The sequence below is a fragment of the Proteus sp. fly-1013 genome (assembly GCF_040140245.1).
Classification (GTDB): domain Bacteria; phylum Pseudomonadota; class Gammaproteobacteria; order Enterobacterales; family Enterobacteriaceae; genus Proteus; species Proteus mirabilis_B.
On the sequence record NZ_JBEEWD010000003.1, the window covers coordinates 193,143 to 215,744 of the forward strand.

Annotated in this window: 16 protein-coding genes; 12 read left to right on the forward strand and 4 right to left on the reverse strand. The window is 38.3% G+C overall.

Annotated features, from left to right (window positions below; genetic code table 11):
* Positions 1-316: 316 nt before the first annotated feature.
* Genes ABN236_RS07535 through ABN236_RS07555 form a run of 5 tightly spaced genes read left to right on the forward strand, consistent with a single transcriptional unit; the run spans position 317 to position 5,154 of the window.
* A complete protein-coding gene (locus tag ABN236_RS07535; RefSeq protein ID WP_088494550.1) occupies positions 317-1,900 on the forward strand; it encodes an ABC transporter substrate-binding protein in 1,584 nt (527 codons plus the stop codon).
* Complete coding sequence (gene yntB / locus ABN236_RS07540; protein WP_088494551.1) at positions 1,885-2,868, forward strand: nickel ABC transporter permease YntB; 984 nt, start codon at positions 1,885-1,887, stop codon at positions 2,866-2,868. The genes ABN236_RS07535 and yntB overlap by 16 nt, the downstream gene beginning before the upstream one ends.
* Complete coding sequence (gene yntC / locus ABN236_RS07545) at positions 2,865-3,677, forward strand: nickel ABC transporter permease YntC (RefSeq protein ID WP_088494552.1); 813 nt, start codon at positions 2,865-2,867, stop codon at positions 3,675-3,677. Before yntB ends, yntC begins: the two co-directional genes overlap by 4 nt.
* Positions 3,671-4,468 (forward strand): nickel ABC transporter ATP-binding protein YntD, encoded by a 798-nt coding sequence (gene yntD / locus ABN236_RS07550; protein WP_088494553.1) that lies wholly within the window; start codon positions 3,671-3,673, stop codon positions 4,466-4,468. The genes yntC and yntD overlap by 7 nt, the downstream gene beginning before the upstream one ends.
* Positions 4,469-4,527: 59 nt before the next feature.
* Positions 4,528-5,154, forward strand: coding sequence for an ATP-binding cassette domain-containing protein (locus tag ABN236_RS07555; RefSeq protein WP_194951250.1), 627 nt, complete (start codon positions 4,528-4,530; stop codon positions 5,152-5,154).
* Positions 5,155-5,232: 78 nt separating this feature from the next.
* On the opposite strand, the gene ABN236_RS07560 is transcribed toward ABN236_RS07555, so the two are convergent.
* The 4 genes from ABN236_RS07560 to ABN236_RS07575 form a co-directional block, all read right to left on the reverse strand.
* Entirely contained in the window at positions 5,233-8,358 is a 3,126-nt protein-coding gene (locus tag ABN236_RS07560; protein ID WP_349473698.1) for an autotransporter domain-containing protein, read from the reverse strand.
* Positions 8,359-8,511: 153 nt separating this feature from the next.
* The gene (locus ABN236_RS07565; RefSeq protein WP_349473699.1) at positions 8,512-9,378 is read right to left on the reverse strand and encodes a YjjW family glycine radical enzyme activase; all 867 of its coding nucleotides are present in this window, start codon (positions 9,376-9,378) and stop codon (positions 8,512-8,514) included.
* A complete protein-coding gene (locus ABN236_RS07570) occupies positions 9,350-10,891 on the reverse strand; it encodes a YjjI family glycine radical enzyme (protein ID WP_349473700.1) in 1,542 nt (513 codons plus the stop codon). The genes ABN236_RS07565 and ABN236_RS07570 overlap by 29 nt, the downstream gene beginning before the upstream one ends.
* A gap of 239 nt (positions 10,892-11,130) precedes the next feature.
* Entirely contained in the window at positions 11,131-11,832 is a 702-nt protein-coding gene (locus ABN236_RS07575; protein ID WP_349473701.1) for a YtjB family periplasmic protein, read from the reverse strand.
* Between the two features lie 109 nt (positions 11,833-11,941).
* Here ABN236_RS07575 and serB point away from each other — a divergent pair, with 109 nt between their 5' ends.
* The 7 genes from serB to ABN236_RS07610 all read left to right on the forward strand — a co-directional run bounded on the left by serB (position 11,942) and on the right by ABN236_RS07610 (position 22,601).
* Positions 11,942-12,919 carry a phosphoserine phosphatase gene (serB, locus tag ABN236_RS07580; protein WP_075672712.1) on the forward strand — a complete coding sequence of 326 codons (978 nt, stop codon included), beginning with the start codon at positions 11,942-11,944 and terminating at the stop codon, positions 12,917-12,919.
* 38 nt (positions 12,920-12,957) lie between these two features.
* The gene (radA, locus tag ABN236_RS07585) at positions 12,958-14,349 is read left to right on the forward strand and encodes a DNA repair protein RadA (RefSeq protein ID WP_311755276.1); all 1,392 of its coding nucleotides are present in this window, start codon (positions 12,958-12,960) and stop codon (positions 14,347-14,349) included.
* Between the two features lie 11 nt (positions 14,350-14,360).
* Positions 14,361-15,605 carry a multifunctional transcriptional regulator/nicotinamide-nucleotide adenylyltransferase/ribosylnicotinamide kinase NadR gene (nadR, locus tag ABN236_RS07590; RefSeq protein WP_311755277.1) on the forward strand — a complete coding sequence of 415 codons (1,245 nt, stop codon included), beginning with the start codon at positions 14,361-14,363 and terminating at the stop codon, positions 15,603-15,605.
* A 386-nt stretch (positions 15,606-15,991) separates the two neighbouring features.
* Positions 15,992-17,131 (forward strand): ElyC/SanA/YdcF family protein, encoded by a 1,140-nt coding sequence (locus ABN236_RS07595; protein ID WP_194951244.1) that lies wholly within the window; start codon positions 15,992-15,994, stop codon positions 17,129-17,131.
* A gap of 219 nt (positions 17,132-17,350) precedes the next feature.
* Positions 17,351-18,883 carry an alpha/beta hydrolase-fold protein gene (locus tag ABN236_RS07600; protein ID WP_349473702.1) on the forward strand — a complete coding sequence of 511 codons (1,533 nt, stop codon included), beginning with the start codon at positions 17,351-17,353 and terminating at the stop codon, positions 18,881-18,883.
* Positions 18,884-19,107: 224 nt separating this feature from the next.
* Entirely contained in the window at positions 19,108-20,547 is a 1,440-nt protein-coding gene (phoA, locus tag ABN236_RS07605; RefSeq protein ID WP_349473703.1) for an alkaline phosphatase, read from the forward strand.
* A gap of 422 nt (positions 20,548-20,969) precedes the next feature.
* Positions 20,970-22,601 carry a Na/Pi cotransporter family protein gene (locus ABN236_RS07610; RefSeq protein WP_088494565.1) on the forward strand — a complete coding sequence of 544 codons (1,632 nt, stop codon included), beginning with the start codon at positions 20,970-20,972 and terminating at the stop codon, positions 22,599-22,601.
* Position 22,602 lies beyond the last annotated feature (1 nt).

Sequence of the window (22,602 nt, forward strand, 5' to 3'; positions counted from 1 at the left end):
ATTTCGTTTTGCGCTCACTAATAAATTCAATGATAAATATATAACTTATTTATTAGAAAAATACTGTGCACTTGCTAGAAGTTTGCCATAATGAGTATTACTGCTTAATAAAAGTTTATGTAAAATCAATAAACTGTCGAATATTATTCGAGTAGTTGAATAAAAAAACTTATTATGATGCCACTGGTTTAGCCTTTATCTGTACCAAGTTGCAGAACATCATAATTATCATTGTTATTTATCTTGTTTCAGCCTCTTCATCTTATTTAGATAGAGACTGATGATAAGTCGTATCTAAAAAATCGGAGAATGTTTTATGTCTATTCGGTTTGGTTGGCGTCAATCATTAGTAACGTTAACTTGCTTAGCCGCGTTAAGCGTCCCTTTTGCAACATCTGCTCAAACGTTGAAATTAGCGATTGGTGAAGAGCCAACAGAGGGTTTCGACCCAATGCTGGGTTGGAGTCATGGCAGTTATTTACTTCTTCATAGCCCATTGTTAAAGCAAAATGCGGATCTCTCTTGGTATAGCAATATGTTAAGTGACTATCAGCCAAGTGAAGATGGTAAAACATGGAAATTAACGTTAAAGCCAGATTTAAAATTCTCTGACGGTCTGCCGCTTACAGCAAAAGATATCGTTTTTACCTATAACAATGCCGCTGCAAGTGGCGGTAAAGTTGATATGGGTAACTTCCTTTCTGCAAAAGCAGATGATGACTTACATGTCACTATTACATTAAAAGCGCCACAAAGTACTTTTGTTAACGTACTGGGCTCTTTAGGCATTGTTTCTGCTGATAAGTATGATGAAAAAACCTATGCACAAAAGCCAATTGGTGCTGGTCCTTATCGCATGGTCAGCTTCCAACCCGGTCAGCAATTAATTGTTGAAGCTAACCCTTATTATGCAGGACAGAAAAACGATTTTGAAAAACTCATCTTTGTTTTCCTTGATGAAGATGCCGCCTTTGCTGCTGCTCAAAGTGGGCAATTAGGCATTGTGCGTATTCCACCAGCAACGGCTGCAATCGCTAAGAATTTACCAAATACCAAATTGTGGGAAAGACCAAGTGTTGAAAACCGCGGTATTGTTTTCCCAATGGTAAAATCAGGTGAGAAGAACGCCCTAGGTTATGACATTGGTAACGACATCACCGCAGATATCGCAATTCGTAAAGCGATTAACTATGCTCTTGACCGTAAATTGTTATCAGAGCAAGTGCTTGATGGTTATGCCGTTCCTGCATATACCGGCGTAAAAGGTTTACCTTGGGATCAAACTGACGCGGCTTTCAAAGATGGTGATGTTGAAAAAGCGAAGCAAATTCTTGAAGATGCAGGTTGGAAACTGAATAAAAACGGTATTCGTGAAAAGGACGGTTTAGAAGCCAAACTGACCTTATGGTATACCAGTGGTGATGCAACTCGTCGCGATTTAGCCGAGTCAATTCGTGCGCTAGTGCAACCTCTTGGGATTCAAATGGATCTTAAATCAGGAAGTTGGGATACAGTAGAACGCTATATGCACTCAAATCCAACTTTATTTGGTTGGGGTAGCCTTGATCCTATGGAGCTTTATCATCATTACAGTGCTAATGCCGCTGGTGTTGGTTATTATAATCCGGGTTATTATAAAAATCCTGAAGTCGAAAAACACCTACAAGCCGCACTTGATGCCCATACGTGGCAAGAAGCTGTTCCTCATTGGAAAGCCGTTGAGTGGGATGGTAAAAATGGCGTTGGTGTAAAAGGTGATGCTGCTTGGGCTTGGTTGATGAATGTGCAACATACTTACCTAACTAACCCTTGTGTTGATCTGGGTACAGGAACACCTGAAATCCATGGTTCATGGTCATTATTAAATAGCGTAGATACTTGGAAGTGGACTTGTCAGTAATACGTCAAAGTGCGGGTTTTTTCCTGCGATTACTCTGCCTGCTGTTGGTGACAACAGCAGGTGTTTTTATTTTATTAAGTTTTTCACCGATCGATCCCATTAAGGCCTATATCGGTAGTGATCTACTGAATGTTCCTCCGGAACAATATCCTTTAATTGCGGCGCGTTGGGGAATTGACCAACCTTTATGGATGCGATTTTGGCTTTGGTTTAGCCAAATTATTCAAGGGGATTTTGGCTATTCCATGTTGTATAACATGCCTGTTATTGATGTTATTCGTGAGCGTGCCGGGCCTTCGTTTATCTTGCTTTTCTCAGCGTGGGTATTTTCAGGTGTTATTGGCGTTGTGATGGGATTAGTCGCAGGTCGATATCTTAATCGTTGGCCAGATAGAATTATCTCTACTTTATCTTATCTATTAGCCGCATTACCGACATTTTGGGTTGGATTACTGCTGCTATCTCTATTTTCTGTCACCTTACATTGGGCACCAATTTGTTGTGCGTGGCCGATGGGAAGTAGTGCCGAAACGGCAACATTAAGTCAGCGTTTTTCTCATCTGATCTTACCTATGATTGCGCTTGGATTATTAGGCACTGGGAATATCGCTTTGCATACTCGCGCAAAAGTCGCCGAAGTAATGGGCAGTGAATTTATCCATTTTGCTAAGGCTCAAGGTGATAAAGGGTGGGCTATGATGCTATTTCATGTTCTACGTCATGCCATTACACCTGCACTTTGCTTACAGTTTGCATCAATCGGCGAATTGCTTGGAGGCTCTCTCTTAGCAGAGAAAGTGTTTGCTTATCCAGGATTAGGGCAAGCAACGGTTGATGCTGGATTACGAGGAGATATTCCTCTGTTAATGGGTATTGTTGTTTTTAGTACTATTTTGATTTTCTTTGGCAATAGTATTTCTAACTTGCTATTGCGACGTATTAATAAAGGAATTTTGCGAGACTCATGATTTACGATCCAAATAGGCCTTTGTTGCGACTTTTATTAGTAGCCCTCGCGTTAATTGGGTTAGTGGCGTATGGCTTTTCTGTTTCTCATACGGATATCGCAATGGATTTTCTGGCTAGGAATCAAGCTCCGTCAGATCAGTATTGGTTTGGGACTGATAACTTAGGTCGTTCTTTATGGCTACGTTGTTTCCAAGGTATGTTGAGCAGTTTAAATATCGGTGTGACGAGTGCAGTTGTTAGTGGTGCAATCGCCTTAATTTTTGCTGGTATCTCCTCAATTAACCGTTATTGTGATTTTTTTGTAAGAGGCGTTGTTGACGCGCTTTTAGCATTACCTCATTTATTATTGTTGATTTTAATTTGTTTTACATTAGGTGGTGGGCAACAAGGGGTTATTTGGGCAGTGGCATTAACTCATTGGCCTAAATTAGCTTTAATTTTAAGAGGCGAAATTCAGCGTATTAGAGAAGCTGATTATGTGATGTTATCACGCCGTATTGGTAATACTCCTTTTGAGTGCGTGAAAAAACACTATATCCCTATGCTATTACCTCAGTGGATCGTGGGAACATTGTTAATGTTTCCTCATGCCGTATTGCATAGCGCAGCCTTAAGTTTCCTCGGTTTTGGTCAGGCAGCTCATGAACCTTCACTCGGTTTGTTACTGGCTGATGCACTGCGTTATTTAAGTACGGGCTCATGGTGGATGGTGGTGTTTCCGGGATTGATTTTGATGTGCTTGGTATTGATCTTCGATCAATTTGCTAAAGCAATGCAACAGTTATGGTTAAGAGGGGCAGGATGTTAAGTTTTGAACAGCTTTCCATTGATATCGCACAATTTCGTTGGCTAGGAAAACGAAATTGGCAACCGTTGCTAAAATCAATCTCATTGGATATTAAACCCGGAAAGATGCTGGCATTAGTCGGTGGCAGTGGTGAAGGTAAAAGCCTGTTATTACAAAGTGCATTAGGACTTTTGCCTGCCAATATGCGAGTCCGTGGTGCGATTAAATTGAATGGGCATACGCTAAGTGAACGGGAACTTATCGCTTATCGTGGGAATACCTTTTGTTATATTCCTCAAGGTGTCAGTGCCCTGAATCCGTTGATCTGTATCGGTGACCAATTAAGCCGCTCTGCGCGTTTAAGTGGCGCTGATGTTACGTCTGATGATATCGTGCAACAGTTAGGGCTTTATCATCTTTCAGGCTCATTGGTAAAAACATATCCAGCAAAACTATCTGGTGGGATGGCAAAACGTGTATTAGCCTGTAATGCGACGCTCTCTAATGCACAATATATTTTGGCTGATGAAATCACCTCGTGGCTTGATGATGAACATGCATGTTTGTTATTAGGACATTTAAGAGAGTTATGCAATCAAGGTAAATCAGTGCTTTGGGTGACGCATGATTTAGCTTTAGCTGCACGATTTGCGGATACGATCGCGGTGCTTAATCAGGGTGAAGTTAACGAGATTATTCCAGCTAATGTGCTTAATCGTCATGAAGGTAGTGAGTGGTTGAAAACACTTTGGAATGCATTACCTGAACAACAATTTATAAATACAAAAGAAGCATCACTTAACCCATTATAATATTGAGTTCTTAAGTTTTATTTTTATACATTTAATTTGTTATTTCTGGAGTTATCTTTATGCCACTTTTAGAGTTAAAACAATTATCTGTGGAGCAAGCAGGTAAAGTGTTATGGCAAGATCTCTCCTTTTCGTTAGATGCGGGAGAGCGACTCGGTATTTCAGCGCCAAGTGGCACAGGAAAAACGACATTAGGTCGTGTTTTAGCTCAGTGGCAAACGCCTACTCAAGGTTCAATTCTTGTTAATGGTAAACCATTATCTAACAAGGGGTATTGCCCTATTCAGTTAGTTCCTCAACACCCTGATAAATGTTTTAATCCCTTTCGAACAACGGGAGATAGTGTTCGTGATGCTTGGTCACCAGATGAAAGTTGGTTTGAAAAACTAAGGATCAAGCAAGAGTGGTTAACGCGTAGACCTAATGAATTATCTGGCGGAGAGCTTGCACGTATTGCGTTATTACGAGCATTAGATCCTCGTACTCAAATATTAATTGCTGATGAAGTAACGGCGCAGTTAGATGCACAAATTCAAGCCGATATTTGGCAAGTATTGATCGATGAAAGTCAGAAGCGTCCTTTAAGTTTGATTATTTTTAGCCACAATAAAGCACTACTTGAGAAGGTTTCGACCAAAGTGTGGTGGGTCGATAAAGAAGAGTATTTCTATAATAAGAACGGATAACTATCCTCTTTAATAAAAAAGCTTCCTATATTTTGATATAGGAAGCCAAATATAACTGCTAAATGTAACAATAAGGAATTAGAAGCGATAAGTGTAACTTACACCTATTTGCATATCGTGATTACGATAGGTTGTCATTTCCCAATTTACGGATGTATTGACGGAAGATTGGTTATCAAACTGATAAGTTAACCCTACATTAGCAAATGGGCGTTGCTTAAGTTGTTTTTTATTGTCGGCATAATTGATTTTCTGCTGACCGATATAATCAATATGGCTACGGAAATCATCTTGATGATGCGATAAGCTCCACAGTAAACCCGCCTTAGTATTAAATATGAATGAAGAACCTAGTAAATATTCCATCCCTAATCCCATTTTGGCTAATAGCGAATGTGTTTTCAGTGCATCGTAATGTACTAGAAATTGGGCATTCTGTGTTTCGCTATAGGCTGAGCGAGATATCTGGTTGAAAGTAAGTCCTACAAATGGCGTAAGCAGTAAATTATCTGATAATGAATAAGGATAATAACCTTGTAAATCAATATAGTATCCAGAGAGTCTGGCATTGCCTTTACCTGCTTCGGTATCTTCTAATGCTTGTCTTTCGATAGATACTTTACGACTTAAGTACGCCCCTTTTAATGACAGATGTAATGCATTGCTATTTAATTCTGCATTGAGTGATGGCATTAAATCTAAACTAAAACCAATTAAAGGTAATGCATAACCTTGATATTGATAGCCTTTAGGTAATGAAGAATAGACATCTGTATCAATGGCAAGCCCTACAATTAATGGAATATGGTTAATATCAAAACGATAAGCACCACTTAACCCAGTTTGTGTTGCATCGGCTTTATTTACATTTTGATAGTGTGCAAAGCCGCTAATACAGGCTTTTTCAGTACCCACAGAACAGGTTGCAGAAGCCAGATAACGTAATTGTCCTTGTTGCATATCCATTAATTTATAGCTATTTTCAGCCATTAATTGCATGGATTTATGGGTGTTTTCAATATCAATAGGTTTGCTAATAACAACGGATGGTTTGGTATCTGCTTTCTCTTTAGCGCGCAGTGCTAATTCGTCTTCAACGGGTAGTATTTCTTTCGCCAAATGCTCTTTCTCAGCTTGCTCTTTTTGTTTGGCAATCTGGGCTAAGTGTTCTTTCTCAGCTTGCTCTTTTTGTTTGGCAATCTCGGCTAAGTGCTCTTTCTCAGCTTGCTCTTTTTGTTTGGCAATCTCGGCTAAATACTCTTTTTCAGCTTGCTCTTTTTGTTTGGCAATCTGGGCTAAGTGTTCTTTCTCAGCTTGCTCTTTTTGTTTGGCAATCTGGGCTAAGTGCTCTTTTTCAGCTTGCTCTTTTTGTTTGGCAATCTCGGCTAAGTGCTCTTTCTCTGTTGTTGTTTTATCTTGATCCTCTTTATTTTTATTTATTACCATGCCTTGTTGTATATCAAGCGCTTCTTTGTATACGTTGAATTGATATTCGCTGGCTTTTAATTCAGGTGTTAATGCTAATGATTCAAAATTATTTAAAGTATTTTGTATATTATCGAGTTCATGTTGTGCTAAATTCTCGTTATCTTGATATTTTGTATATTCGCCAATGTATTTATTGAATAAATCAGGATCATCTAATTTTTTTTCTAAACTTAATTTATTTAAATTTGCTTCATTTCTTCTTTTTTCAGTCTCTTTTTGTTTTTCTAAAAGCGCGAGTCTAATTTTTTCTCTTTCTTTATTAATATCTAAGGAAAGATTATCAACTATATTCTTCATAGATGAAATGTTATTATTAGCAATTAATGCTTGATAATCTTTATCTATTTTATTGGCTTCTTCTATTTTCCAACTAACAAATTTCCAGATATTATCTTTATTATTAGCGACACCAAAAGCAACCTTTCCGTCACTTGAGATAGAGTGTGCTTCAGATTCTAACTCATTGGAATAGTTTAAGTTTGGTAGTAATAATGAAGTATCATTATCTCTAAAGTAGATAAAGGCACTTCTAGGATATCTCGATTCTAAATCTTTATTATAGTCAAAGCTTCTATTGATATTTCGTTTATATCCTTGCTCTACCCAGCCTACGATAGTATTACCATTGTCTGAAATTCCAGTAGCTTCTGAATTATAATAATCATTATTATCTGGGTTTATTCTGCTAGGAATAATGGTTTTGTTCTCTTTTGTATCGTAAATAAATGCTTGTCTAAGTAGTCTTTGATTTCGCTCATTTTTATACTTTACTCTATCTTCTAACCAGCCTACTGCAATATTGTTTTTTGACATTGCATTTATTTTTGCATCACCATATTCTGACTTTGAAATGAAATTAATGGTGTTGTTAATTGAGTCATAAATAAAAGCAGGTTTACTTTCTGAAATAGATGATGTTCTGTTCAACGTGCCATATAAATATTTTCCATCAAAAGAAATACCTGTCAAGATAGGTTTTCTATCTATAATGTTATTAATAAAATCTAAATTTAGGAAAGATTTAAATCTGTTTTTTTCTAAATGATTGTTTATGTCCGTATTTTCAATATCTTTTAGTGATATTGTTTTTTTAGTTTTATTATCATAGATAAAGTAGGACATTTTATTATAAGGAAGATAACCATTGTTAGCTTCTTTTATGGTTTCATACTCTGTTGAATAATCAGCATAAAGGCTAAACCTACCATCTTTTGTTGTAAGAAAATAATCTTCCTTATCATAATAAGTATCTTCTTTTGAATTAAATTGATGAACCGTTTTTAGATAAGTATTATAGATAAAAAATCGTTTTAATACATTTTTTTCTTTATTTTCAAGATGATTTCCATGAGCTGTAATGTAACGCCCATCTTCTGATAACGAAAGAAAATTTATATTACTATAATGTTCAATTTCTAAACCTTGGAAACTAACCCCAGCATCATAACTTATACTGTTTTTATTATTGTTAGATAGAATAATAATGTTTGAATATTTTGATGATAATATTGTTGGCGTTGTTTTAGATGATAGCTTTCCGTGATGATAAAAATTATTTGGTAGAGTTAAGTTATTTTTATTTACTTCATAAAATTTAAAATCAATAGGAGATGTTTCTATTAATTCGGAAGTGATATATTTAGAGTAACTTAATGAAGGGGTAATTATTAGCGATATAATAATTGAAATTTTTAATTTATTTTTATTTATAAGCATAAGAAATGACTCCGTCTATTTTGCAGGTTTTTGAAGATTAATTTGAACGTATAAACCTGTCAATATTAGAGTGTTTTATTTAAAAAATTTTATTTTAATTATTTTAGATATTATTAGTTTTTAATTTGTTTTATTTTATTTAATATATTTTTATTATGAATATATGTTAGGTGTTTTTATAAATGTGATATTTCTTTTATTAAGTTCTATTTTCAGTCGATTAATGTCATCTTTATTGGCAGATTGCCAATTTACAGCTTCTCCATAAACACCATGTTGATGAAATGCATTAATACGGATCAACACAGATTCACCAAGTGAATTAATAAACTGAGAAAGTAATTCAATATTCTCTAAATAATCAGTTTTCTCTGGAATATATAAAAGGCGTAATTCTGTAAGTAAATTATTATTAGCTAACCATTTGATTGATTCTTTAATCCGCTGATTACCTCTTCCAGTTAAATAAATATGGGTGTCTTCATTCCAACTTTTTAAATCAATCATCGCCCCATCCATAAAAGGTGAAATTTTTTGCCAACCATTAAGGGAAAGCGTGCCGTTACTATCAATTAAACACGTCAAATGTTTGAGATCAGGCGCTTCTTTGATTGCCTTAAAATAATCAATTAAAAAAGGAAGTTGTAATGTAGATTCTCCACCACTTACTGTTACGCCGTTAATAAATGCTGCATATTTACGTGTAATAGCCATTAATTCATCAACGGTATAGGTTAAGGTCATTGGGCTTGATTGACGTGGGCATTGCTGAATGCATGTGTCACATTGTTCACAACTGGTGCTATTCCAACGCATTACCCCATTCTGCAATGAAAGTGCTTGCTGTGGGCAAGTCGGAATGCAGTCACCACAATTGTCACAGATCCCCATGGTATAGGGATTGTGACAATTTTTGCACCGCAGATTGCACCCTTGTAGGAAGATGGCCAGACGATTGCCTGGGCCATCAACACAAGAGAAGGGGAGTATCTTATTTATCGAAGCGCATCTGCTGTTCATGACTGATAACTCGTGGTTTACGTTCAGCAATATGACAATTTGCCGTGGCTTCATCACCTAACCAAGTGGTATTAAGACGGGAGCCTTCTTCTTTATATTTTTTCAGATCAGATAAGCGCACCATATAACCTGTAACACGCACTAAATCATTTCCACCCACATTGGCGGTAAATTCTCTTAATCCGGAAGAAAATGCCCCTAAACAGAGTTGCATTAAGGCATCAGGGTTCTGTTTGATGGTTTCATCAACTGTTAAAATATCGCTGATCCCTGAAGTATAAAATTGATGGTGAGGAGCAACGGTCATTAAGTGGGTAACAGGATCTGGCTCTTTACCATAAGAAATTCGAGTCGCAGGAGTTGTACCAATATCAGAACTAATACCTGATTGAGCATGTAGCATTGCTCGGTGGTTCCAACCATATTTTACAGGTGTTTCAGTGACAAACTGTGCCAATTTTTCACTGATCATATAGCTAAGTTGGTTGGCAGATTCATTGTCACCATAAGCGACATTTTTACCTTCTTTTTCAAGTAAAAGCGCTACTGCTTCTGCCATTCCATAGATCCCAAACATAGGGGCAAAACGATCAGGTGAGATCAAACCTTCTTCAACTAAGAAACTCTGTTTAAAGAAGTTAGATTTTTCATAGAGAAACTCGCAACGAGCATCAATGATCTCAATCTGCTTTTGCATGTAAAAAGGCAATACATTATTAAGAAAATCGAGGCTATTTTGACTACGCTGTGCAACCTCTTTGAGGTTTATACGCACTAAGGTGCTACCACCACCACTTTGAGGCAGAGAGTTATAGCAACTGACAATTCCGTATTCATCTTTGCCAAATACCGCATCTTGCAACGTACCATTAGCAATGTGAGGTTTACTGCTGTGGCAAATATTGGTGATAGCTTGGTGAAGTAAATCAGCAGGCGTTGATTTTGCATCATAAATAAATGTGAGATTAGGTGCGACTTGCTGAAGCTCAACATCCACCTTAAGAATTAGACGTGTAAGAACAGAGTCTTCTGGACCAATATTGGCGTGCATAAAGGCATCGGGTAGCGTTCTATCAAGATAGCGCCAGAAGCGTTTTAATTTAGGGTAAAGCTGTTCTTCGGTTAGTTCACCAACATAAGGCAGTAAGATTTTATCAATACGCCCTAAATAAACAGGCATAGAAGTTACAGAAGGAACATGATGATAAAGAATAGTCAGCATGTTTAAGGCATCATCAAAATCTTGCGCAGGTTCCAGTTCTAAATAGCGAGAGCCTTGTGCTAAAAACTTCGCATAATCGGGTAAGACATAACGCGGTTTATAAGGGGCGTGACCTTCATACATATCACAGATAACCCGTTCATTAAGCGCTTTAGCCGCATCCTCAGGAAGTGAGGGATAAGGCAACATATTTTCAGCTTCTAAAGCGAGAAAATGACGTTTTTGTTCAGGGGAAAGGGTTGGGTTTTCTACGATTTGTTGACAACGTTGGATAACAGATTGTTCAGTCATAACCACCTCAGTACTCAAAGAGCCAGAAAAAGATTTAAAACCTATCTTTTTAGGTTAATGACTTGATTAGAATTTACCGTGACTTTAAACAAAACCCCTTTAAAGATTAAGGAAATAGCACGAAAATACGTATAAATTAGATATATCTAAATAAAGTTATGGTTAGCTAGAAATAAAAAAAGTGAGCTCAGCTAATGAATAACTCAACCCACTTAGTGACTTCTTAATGTAATAAAAATCTATGGCTTATCTGTTTTATTCTCGGTGTCGTTATCTTTCTCTTCATCACTCTCGTTTTCTTCTACTTCCTCTTTTTCAGTACGAGGCGGTAAGTTGGCAGTTAATAAATAAGGTGATTGTTGCCAATGAACAGGGGTTAACTGAAGAAGGTTATGAGAAAGCAAAAAGCCAATTGCAAGCGCAACTAATAACATGACACGTAGTAAATTTGTCGTGTTATCGACTTGGCTTGATTCAGTGACAAGCTGGTGAGTATCCAGAGTGAGTCTTAAAAAGCCTTTGGGTTTATCTTTGCCTGGTACAGGTACAACAAGTTGGTGATTAAAAGAACCGCCACTCTTTTGCCCTTCTAAAGCTAATCGCTCTTTAACAGTGACATTTTCACCACTATGCGCTATTTGTGTACCATCTTCTAAATAGAGACTGGCATCAAGCACCCGACTATCATGAGTCAGATGATTTAAATTAGCCATAATGAGGGGATTTACGTTATCTTTGCTACTGTCATCTATATAAGTGGATAAAGAGAACGCAACTTGTTCTGCCAGCGTTTTTGCAAGCTCTTCAAACTGAGTAATACGGGCGTGCTGATTTGCACGGCTAAAATAAGACGCGCCTTGCATAAGAAATGCCAATAGTGCGATACAAATCAGTATAATCGCCGTTTTTTGTAGTTTGAATTTTAGTTTGTCTTTAAGCATGTTCATCCTTTTGCGTAAGCAAGTATGTGCATGTTGCCAGATGAGCCAGAGATAGAATAGGCTGAATAACGATTATTTTGTTCAGACAGGGGAAAACAGGAGAATAAGTATGTCAAATAGTCTGACCTATTGCTATTTACCGGATGAAATCCGTAAATGGCCAGGTCTGCCGTTATCACTCAGCGGTGAAGAGGTAATGCCACTAGATTACCGCGCTGGCGATAGTGGGTGGTTACTTTATGGACGTGAACTTGATAAGAAAAGAATAAGCGAGTTCCAACATAAATTAGGTGTGGCAATCGTAGTGGTTTCTTCATGGCGCATTGATGATTACCAAGTTGTGCGTATTGCAGGTAGCCTAACTCGCCGTATCCGTCGTTTATCCGATGAATGTGGCCTAGATGTCGTTCCACTAGGTGAAATTCCTCGTTTACGTTCTCCTGGGCTTTTAGTGATGGATATGGATTCAACGGCTATTCAAATTGAATGTATTGATGAAATCGCCAAACTTGCTGGAGTAGGTGATAAAGTTGCTGCGATAACAGAGCGAGCAATGCAAGGTGAAATGGATTTTAGTGAAAGCTTAAAACTCCGTGTTGCTGAACTTAAAGGTGCGGACGCTTCTATTTTACAAAAAGTGATGGATGATTTGCCTCTTATGCCGGGGTTAACGAGCTTAGTGCGCAAACTTCAAGCAATGGATTGGCATATTGCTATCGCATCCGGTGGTTTTACTTATTTCGCTGATAACTTAAAACAAAAATTACGTTTAGTGGCTGCTGTTGCTAATCATCTTGAAATTAAAGATGGCAAACTGACAGGTAAAGTTAAAGGCCCTATTGTTGATGCGAAATATAAAGCACAAGTGCTTGCTCGTTTAGCTAAGGATTTAGAGATCCCAATAGAGCAAACAATTGCCATTGGGGATGGTGCAAACGATCTTAAAATGTTGAGAAAAGCAGGGCTTGGCATTGCTTATCATGCTAAACCTAAAGTGTATGCTCAGGCGAAAGTGGCGATCCGCCACGCTGATCTAATGGGTGTATTGTGCATTTTAAGTGGTGGCTTAAAACACGAAGAGCGCTAAAGGCGTTTTTCTAAAATAATTATTGTTGGGAGAGAAGTGTGGCAAAAGCAGCAAAAAGAGCCTTTGTATGTAACGAATGTGGTGCAGATTACCCTCGCTGGCAGGGACAATGTTCTGCTTGTCATGCGTGGAATACAATTACAGAAGTGCGCCTTGCTGCAGCTCCTTCTTCCCGCAATGAGCGTTTTAGTGGATTTGCGGGTGATGCAAAAGGTGTTAGCCGTGTTCAAAAACTATCGGAAATTAGCCTTGAAGCATTACCCCGATTTTCCACAGGATTTAAAGAGTTTGATCGTGTATTAGGTGGTGGTGTTGTTCCCGGAAGTGCCATTTTAATCGGGGGAAGCCCCGGCGCAGGTAAGAGTACTTTATTGCTACAAACCATGTGCCGTTTAGCGACTGAAATGAAAACACTGTATGTCACGGGTGAAGAGTCGCTACAACAAGTCGCTATGCGCGCTCATCGATTAGGTTTACCGACAGCAGAACTGAATATGTTGTCAGAAACCAGTATTGAACAGATTTGTTTAATTGCCTCACAAGAACAACCTAAATTAATGGTGATTGACTCTATTCAAGTGATGCATATGGCGGATATTCAATCTTCACCAGGCAGTGTTGCTCAAGTTCGTGAAACAGCTGCTTATCTGACTCGTTTTGCTAAAACTAATGATGTTGCCATTATTATGGTAGGTCATGTGACAAAAGATGGCACATTGGCAGGGCCTAAAGTGTTGGAACACTGTATTGACTGCTCAGTGATGTTGGATGGTGAAACAGACTCTCGTTTTCGTACTTTACGTAGTCATAAAAACCGTTTTGGTGCCGTTAATGAATTAGGCGTTTTTGCCATGACAGAACAAGGATTACGAGAAGTGAGCAATCCCTCAGCTATCTTTTTAAGTCGAGGTGATGAAGTTACATCGGGCAGTTCTGTGATGGTGGTGTGGGAAGGTACAAGACCTTTGCTGGTGGAAATTCAAGCATTAGTTGACCACTCAATGTTGTCTAATCCACGCCGTGTTGCGGTGGGATTAGAGCAAAATCGCCTTGCTATTTTACTTGCTGTTTTACATCGCCATGGCGGGTTACAAATGTCTGATCAAGACGTTTTTGTGAATGTGGTTGGTGGGGTCAAAGTTACAGAAACCAGTGCAGATTTAGCCTTGTTATTATCATTAGTATCAAGTTTTCGTAATCGCCCTTTACCGCGTGATTTAGTGATATTTGGTGAAGTGGGACTTGCGGGAGAAATTCGACCTGTACCGAGTGGACAAGAGCGTATTGCAGAAGCAGCAAAACATGGATTTAAACGGGCAATTGTACCAAGTGCAAATATGCCGAAAAAGAATCCCCCTGATATGAAAGTGTATGGTGTGAAGAAGCTGTCAGATGCGTTATCTGTCCTTGATGATTTGGAAGATTTCTAAAGGAGAAAAGTATGGGTTCTTTTGATTATATCAAACAGGCTATCAGAAAAAATGGATATACTTTACAACAAGTTGCTGATGAAAGTGATATGACGAAAGGCTATCTTAGCCAATTGATTAATAATAAAATCAAGAGTCCCAGTGCTCAAAAGATGTCGGCATTACACCAATTTTTAGGGTTAGAATACCCAGTGAAAAAGAAAACTATCGGTGTGATTTTTGGCAAATTTTATCCCCTTCACACAGGACATATTTATTTAATTCAACGCGCTTGTAGTCAAGTTGATGAATTGCACGTCATTTTATGTCATGACGAGCCTCGTGATAAAAACCTATTTATCAACAGTGCGATGTCACAACAACCGACAGTCAGTGATAGATTGCGCTGGTTATTACAAACCTTTAAATATCAAAAAAATATCCGTATTCATGAGTTTGATGAACACGGTATAGAGCCACAGCCTCACGGTTGGGAAATGTGGAGTGAGGGGATCAAAACATTTTTACGTGAAAAGCAAATAACCCCTGATTTTATCTATACCAGTGAACGGGAAGATGCGGATCAATATAATGCTTTCTTGGGTATTGAAACGGTATTGATTGATCCTGAACGCTCATTTATGAATATCAGTGGCAGTCAAATTCGCCAAGCACCTTTTAAATATTGGGAATATATTCCAACAGAAGTTAAACCCTTCTTTGTGCGCACAGTGGCGATTTTGGGTGGAGAATCTAGTGGTAAATCAACGTTAGTGAATAAGCTTGCCAATATTTTCAATACGACGAGTGCATGGGAATATGGTCGTGATTATGTCTTTTCTCACCTTGGTGGTGATGAAATGGCATTACAATATTCCGACTACGATAAAATTGCTTTAGGACATGCTCAATATATTGATTTTGCTGTTAAATATGCAAATAAAGTTGCTTTTATTGATACGGATTTTGTCACAACACAGGCATTTTGTTTACGTTATGAAGGTAAAGAACATCCCTTTGTTCAAGCTCTGATTGATGAATACCGTTTTGATTTAGTAATTGTTTTAGAAAATAATACACCATGGGTAGCGGATGGTTTGCGTAGTTTAGGTAGTGATAAAGATCGTCGCCGTTTCCAAACCTTACTAATGGAAATGCTCGATAAAAACAATATTGAGTATATTAAAGTTAACTCACCTGATTATGACGAACGCTTCTTAAGTTGCGTTGAATTAGTCAGAGAATTATTGATGATGCAATCAAAGCATATTGAGTGAATACGTTAATATAAAACGCCTTAAGGGGCGTTTTTACATTTTAGAATAAAAATAATCACGGTTCTCAAAACTCAACACTTTCCTCTCAGAGTAAATTCCTTTTATTTATTATTCTTTATCACTGATGCACTATCAGAACAAAATCACTCACCAAAAGATAAAAATACATAAAAAAATCTGTCAAATAAGCTATCTACGTAATAATGCTATTTTTTTCAATAAGGTGAAAAAGGTTACTGAAAATTAATTCGGGGATCTCTATTATAGATAACAGGTATGGATTTATCGGTGTGTATTTCTTTTGCCATTAGGTGTGAGGAGTCACACTCTCTATCTTCATTCGCTCAAGTGAAGAAGCAGACTATTTTTCGTAAAAGGACAAGATAATGGCGCAACCTTCCCGTGTTTCACTTCATATTAAGAAAACAGTCATTTCGTTAGCGATTGCCGCTTTAGGTTTTACCGTCTCATCCAATGCATTGGCTTATCAAAAAGTCCATCAACCAGATAATAGCTATCAGCAGTATGTCTCTCAGCGCCAAACGGTTGATAGTTTGATCCAAGATGCATTAGATGCCTTTAAGTCACCAGCGCGTGTCTCTGATGCTGGTTTTACGGGAAAACTGCCATCAAATATGGAAATTGTGGCGCAAAAACTGCAACAAGCTTATAAATTAGAACCTTATCGCCTCGATTTATTATTTAGTACTGCTAGCGCTTATATCTATAACAATGATGTTCCTCGTGCGATTACGATTTATAAACAGATCCTAGAAGCGGCTCCTGATGATATTGATGCGTTAATTTACGTCACTTCATGGACTCGTTTTGAAGGTAAAGACAAAGAGAGCGAAGCGTATTTCGCTAAATTGAAATCATTAAATCCAGCTAAAGCTGAAGAGATCAGCCGCTTCTTTGCACAAATTGATCGCGTAAGCACAATGCCATTAAGTGATAAATTAACACAAACAGATTTAGCGAAATTAAATAAAACCAAAGATAACAACGCGATTGTGACATTGGGTTATGCATTAAATCCCGATGGTACAATGAACAAAATCTTAATTGAGCGTCTAAATAAAACCTTAGAAGTGGCTAAGCAATTGCCTGAAGCCATGATTGTCGTTACGGGTGGTGTGCCTAAAGCTCATCAAACAGAAGGTAAATTAATGGCGGATTGGTTGGTGAAAAATGGTATCGCACCAGAGCGTATTTTCCAAGAGAACTACGCGCGTACAACCGTAGAGAATGCGTTATTTAGTCGCTATGCCTTAACCAAACATCGTATTAAAACAGCCGTTATTATTAGCTCTGGTAGTCATGTTCGTCGTGCCGATGCGATTTTCACGCTTGCAAGCTGGCAAAGTGGTCCAAGTGACATTACTTATCTAACGGTTGTTGCACCGGATAAGCCATTAGCTGAATTACAAAAGGCAAGCAAGTCAGATATACAAGGTATCTATCGTGATGGCTTAAAAGCGCTAGGATTATGGAGCTTCCGTAGTTATCCACTAGAAGAGCGTTAATGGGAGCGTTTTAACGTTAATTAGCTTAGAAAGGAAGCCTCCTCAATAACAAAAATGATTGAGGAGGTTTTTATTATTTTTTACTGAGGTACTAAATTTATTATAAATTTGTACACGCTTAATTTTTATTGAATTGATAACAATTATCATTACTATTGATTCTCACAATAGTTAATAATGAGAAATAAAGTGAGAATTCCTCTGATGATATGCGCATTGATGGCCTCTTTTCCCAGTTTTGCTAGTTGCTTAGCAGTAACTGAAAATAAAGAAATGACAGGTCAGTTTGATAATAATAATACGTTGTGTTTTACCGCTCATTTCGAAAGCCAACGTTATGTTGAATTAAACGCAAAAGGGATACAAAACCTACGGTTAGAGAAACAAGACGGCACTCATATTCGTAGTTTATTAAAGGATATTCCCGCTGATGGGCAACAAAAAGTACGCTTTTTATTACCTGAAACGGCAAATTATCAATTGGTTGCACAAGGTGAAGCTCAAAAACAGTGGCAATTCACGTTAACAACACAGCCTTATCAACCGTTAGATAAAGATGCAGGTATTGCACCAACAAGCCCCCGTTTACAAACACTCGCAAAACAGCTTAATCAACAAAATATTCAGGCGTTTTGGCAACAAATACGTCAGGAAGGCGCTCCTCTGATTGAGCCTTATGATAATGATAAAAAGCGAGTGACTTTTTTATGGCGAGGCGCAAAAAAGAATGTCTATTTATTGGGATCACCTGATGGTAATCATGATCCATTAACGCATTTAGCCAATAGTGATATTTGGTATCGTAGTTATATCGTGCCTAACGATACATTAATGCAATATAAGTTAGCGCCAGATGTACCTGTTATTGAAAATTCAGCGCCATTTGAGCAACGTCGCGCGATTTTAACCACAGCACAGGCCGATCCGTTTAATTCCCAAAATTCGCCAAGTCAATCTGAGGATATCTATAATCACTTTTCGTTATTGTCGTTAGACAGTAAACGTGAATGCCAATTGCCTGATATTCTTGATAGAACAATGAAAGGCAAAACAGAGATTGTTCGTTTTCACAGTGAGATCTTAAATAATGATCGTGAAATCGCACTTTATCAGCCAGCCCAAAAAATAGAAACACCGCGGATCTTGGTCTTATTTGATGGTCAAACTTATCGTCGCCAATATGGTATTGATCGGTTTTTTGATAAACAGATCGAGGAAGGCAAATTGGCACCTATGATGATCTTATTTGTTGATAGTATTGATAGCGATCGCCGTAGTGTTGAATTACCACCAAACCCCGATTTTTACCGTTTCTTAGCAGATGAACTATTTGTTTGGCTAGAAAAAGAGAAAGGCATTCACGTATCTGGAGAAGAAACGATTGTATCTGGCTCAAGTTATGGCGGATTAGCATCTTCTTGGGTCGCATTTAATCGCCCTGATCGCTTTGGTAAAGTGTTGAGTATGTCTGGCTCTTATTGGTGGGCGCCTGAAAATGAAGAGCCTGAATGGCTTATTCGACAATTTGAGCAAGCAGATAGAAAGCCATTGCAGTTTTTCTTAGAGGCTGGGCTATTTGAAAGTCGGGGAGATAAAGGCGGAATTTTAAATAATAATCGTCACCTTAAGCAGGCTTTAGAGCAAAAAGGTTATCCGGTTCAATCACTCGAAATGGCCAGTGGGCATGATTATATTTCTTGGTGTGAAACCCTGTATTTGGGGGCTAAAGCATTAACCCAAGAGAATAACTAGTTTAAGGCCTCAACTCGATACCTCGCTTTAACAATATGCTTTAATACAACAGAAGCTTATACATGCATTCGCGGTATAAGCTTTTTGTTTGTCATTAATTTGTCATAAAGTTGTCATCGAAATCGCTTTTACTCTTCATTTCTCTGTCATTTAACTGCCGTAAGCTTTTCCTGACTTAAAACATTAATCCTGTTTTTTTTACTTTAGAGTGCAAGGAAAAAGCTATGTCTCATCGTTACCAACGTTCTATTTTATCCGTTATTGTAACAACGCTATTGGCTGGCGCGAGTTTCTCTTCTTTTGCAGCTCCCGTTGCTGCTGATGCCATTTTGGCACAAGATCGCGCAGCAAAAGGTAATATCACGGAATTTGGCGGTGCTCGCCGTATGACTCAAGATCAAACTGAGGCATTAAAAGCAGCTTTAAATAATAACCAAGCAAAAAATGTGATCCTCTTTATTGGTGATGGTATGGGGGATTCTGAAATCACTGTTGCGCGTAACTACGCGGAAGGTGCAGGTGGTTTCTTTAAAGGTATCGATGCCTTACCGATGACGGGTCAATACACACACTATGCTTTAGATAGAAAAACACAAAAACCTAACTATGTAACAGACTCCGCCGCTTCTGCGACAGCATGGGCTTCGGGTGTGAAAACTTATAATGGTGCATTAGGAATTGATGTGTTTGGTAAGGATCACCAAACTATTTTGGAATTAGCAAAAGCCAATGGAAAGGCAACAGGGAATGTGACGACATCGGAAATTCAAGATGCAACACCTGCGGCACTGTTTTCGCATGTGACAGGACGTAAATGCTATGGCCCTGTTGAGACTTTAGAAAAATGCTCAACAAACGCATTAGAAAATGGCGGTAGAGGCTCTATCTCTGAGCAACTTTTAGTGACTCGAGCAGACGTTACATTAGGGGGCGGAGCGAAAAGTTTTGCTCAGACTGCGGCTGCGGGTGAGTACAAAGGTAAAACATTAGAACAGCAAGCAATTGAACGTGGTTATCAAATCGTGAAGGATGCAAAATCACTGGATGCGATTACGTTGGCAAACCAAGATAAACCAGTATTAGGTTTGTTCCACGAGGGCAATATGGCTGTGGCGTGGGAAGGTCCTAAAGCGACATATCATGGTAATTTGAACAATCCACCCTTAGAGTGCAAACCTAATTCTAAACTTGATCCAAATGCGCCAACACTGGCACAAATGACCAAAAAAGCGATCGACTTACTGAAGACCAATGAAAAAGGTTTCTTTTTACAAGTCGAAAGTGCCTCTATTGATAAGCAAGATCATAATGCTAATCCTTGCGGACAAATCGGTGAAACTGTTGCGTTAGATGAAGCCGTACAAATCGGTTTAGATTTCGCTAAGAAAAATGGTGACACTCTGATTATCGTGACAGCTGACCATGCTCATTCAAGCCAAATTATTGAAGCAGATGTGAAATCAAGTGGCTTAACACAAGCGCTTATCACTAAAGATGGTGCAGTAATGGTGGTGAATTACGGTAACTCGGAAGAAGAATCCCAAGAACATACAGGGGCTCAGTTACGTGTTGCTGCTTATGGCCCACACGCTGCCAATGTGGTTGGGTTAACTGACCAAACAGACTTGTTCTTCACAATGCGTGATGCGATGGGTCTGAAATAAATTTAAGTTGAATTTATAGTCTGTCTGAACTTGTAGTCGAATTGCCTTACTAAATTGTTGTATTTTTGCGCGACTTAGAGAGATACCCTCTGGTCGCGTTTTTTTATTAAAAACTTAGCCTATTTAAAATAAAATGATAATAAATCAATAGGTTATTTATAGGCTGATTTTGAAAGTTACACATTCTCTGCTATAATTAACAGAATTTACAAATTAATCTATGTAATATTCTCAACTTCTCCATTGATTATTGCACTTAAGTTGCAATATCTTTTTGTCTAATAACGCTCCACGTTATTAAGGCATTACCCGTAAAAAATCTTTTCTCAGATAGATTATCTGCTCGTGGTCTTTCTCTTTTTTATGAGATTGAAGGAGAACAGAGTCAAACAAACAACGATAAAAATAAGGTTATTCTTTCTATGCTGACACTGCTTCATTTACTCTCATCAGTCGCGCTTCTTGTCTGGGGAACACATATTGTTCGTACAGGCATTATGCGTGTCTTTGGTTCTGATTTACGCCGAATTTTAGGTAAAAGTATTAATAAGAAATCCAACGCTTTCCTTGCGGGGGTGGGAGTAACGGCATTAGTCCAAAGCAGTAATGCGACGGCACTTTTGGTTATCTCTTTTGTGACGCAAGGGCTGATTTCGATTACACCAGCACTGGTTATTATGTTAGGTGCAGATGTGGGTACTGCACTTATGGCGCGAGTGCTGACCTTTGATCTCTCTTGGTTATCACCACTGCTTATTCTTGTCGGGGTGATCACTTTTCTAAGTCGTAAAAAAGAGCGAGTTGGGCAATTAGGGCGCGTAGGAATTGGCCTTGGTTTAATTATTTTAGCCTTACAACTGATAGTCACCTCTGCCGAGCCAATTACCCATGCCAGTGCGGTACAAGCTATCTTTACTTCATTAAGTGGCGATACTGTTTTAGCGCTTCTCGTGGGTGCTTTATTTGCGATGGTAAGTTACTCGAGCCTTGCCGCCGTATTATTAACCGCGACACTGAGTGCAACTGGGCTAATGCCTTTATATATCAGCTTATGCATTGTGATTGGTTCTAATATTGGTAGTGGTTTGCTGGCGTTAATGAGTAGTCGAGGTCAAAGTGTTGTTTCACGCCAAGTAGTACTAGGAAGTCTATTTTTTAAATTGATTGGTGCGCTATTGGTTTTACCTTGGATTACCATCATTGCAAATAAAATTCAGCAATATGGATTTTCACCGGCTGAAGTCGTTATCTATTTTCATGTTATTTATAATCTTGTTCGCTGTATTTTGATGATCCCTTTTGTCGGCATAATGGCGAAATTATGTCAGCGACTTATTCCTGAATTACCGGTCACTGAATCTGAAATGGCTCCACGATATTTAGATCAATCCGCGATTGATACACCGTCGTTGGCAATTGCCAATGCGGTTAGAGAATCATTACGATTAGGTGATGTTATAGAACAAATGCTGCAACGTTTTACTGCATTAATGGAAGGCGATCGCCAGCAAAAAAGAGACATTAGCCAGTTAGAAGAAGAGGTAGAATTACTCCACAGCAGCATTAAATTGTATATGGCACAAATTCAACAGCATGATCTAGGAACTGAAGATTCTCGACGCTGGGCTGAAATTATTGATACAGCGATGAATTTACAACAATCATCCGCTATCATTGCGCGTATGTCGGCTGAAGTGGTGAGTAAAGGTTTAAATCATCACTTATTTTTATCGGAGGAAGGACGTCGTGAATTACAGACACTCCTTGAGCGTCTGCAAAGTAATCTGAATCTGGCGATGTCGGTATTTGTTTCCGGCAACATGGAACATGCTCGTAAATTACGTCGAGCAAAACATCGTTTCCGTTTACTCAACCAGCGTTACTCGTTTGCTCATGTAGAACGTCTTCATTTGCATAATATGCAAAGTATTGAAACCAGTTCTCTGCATACCAGTTTGCTCGGTGATATGAAACGGTTGAATTCCTTATTCTGTGCAGTGGCTTACCATGCATTAGAACGAAGTGAATCATCATCAGAACAGGTTAATCTTTAAT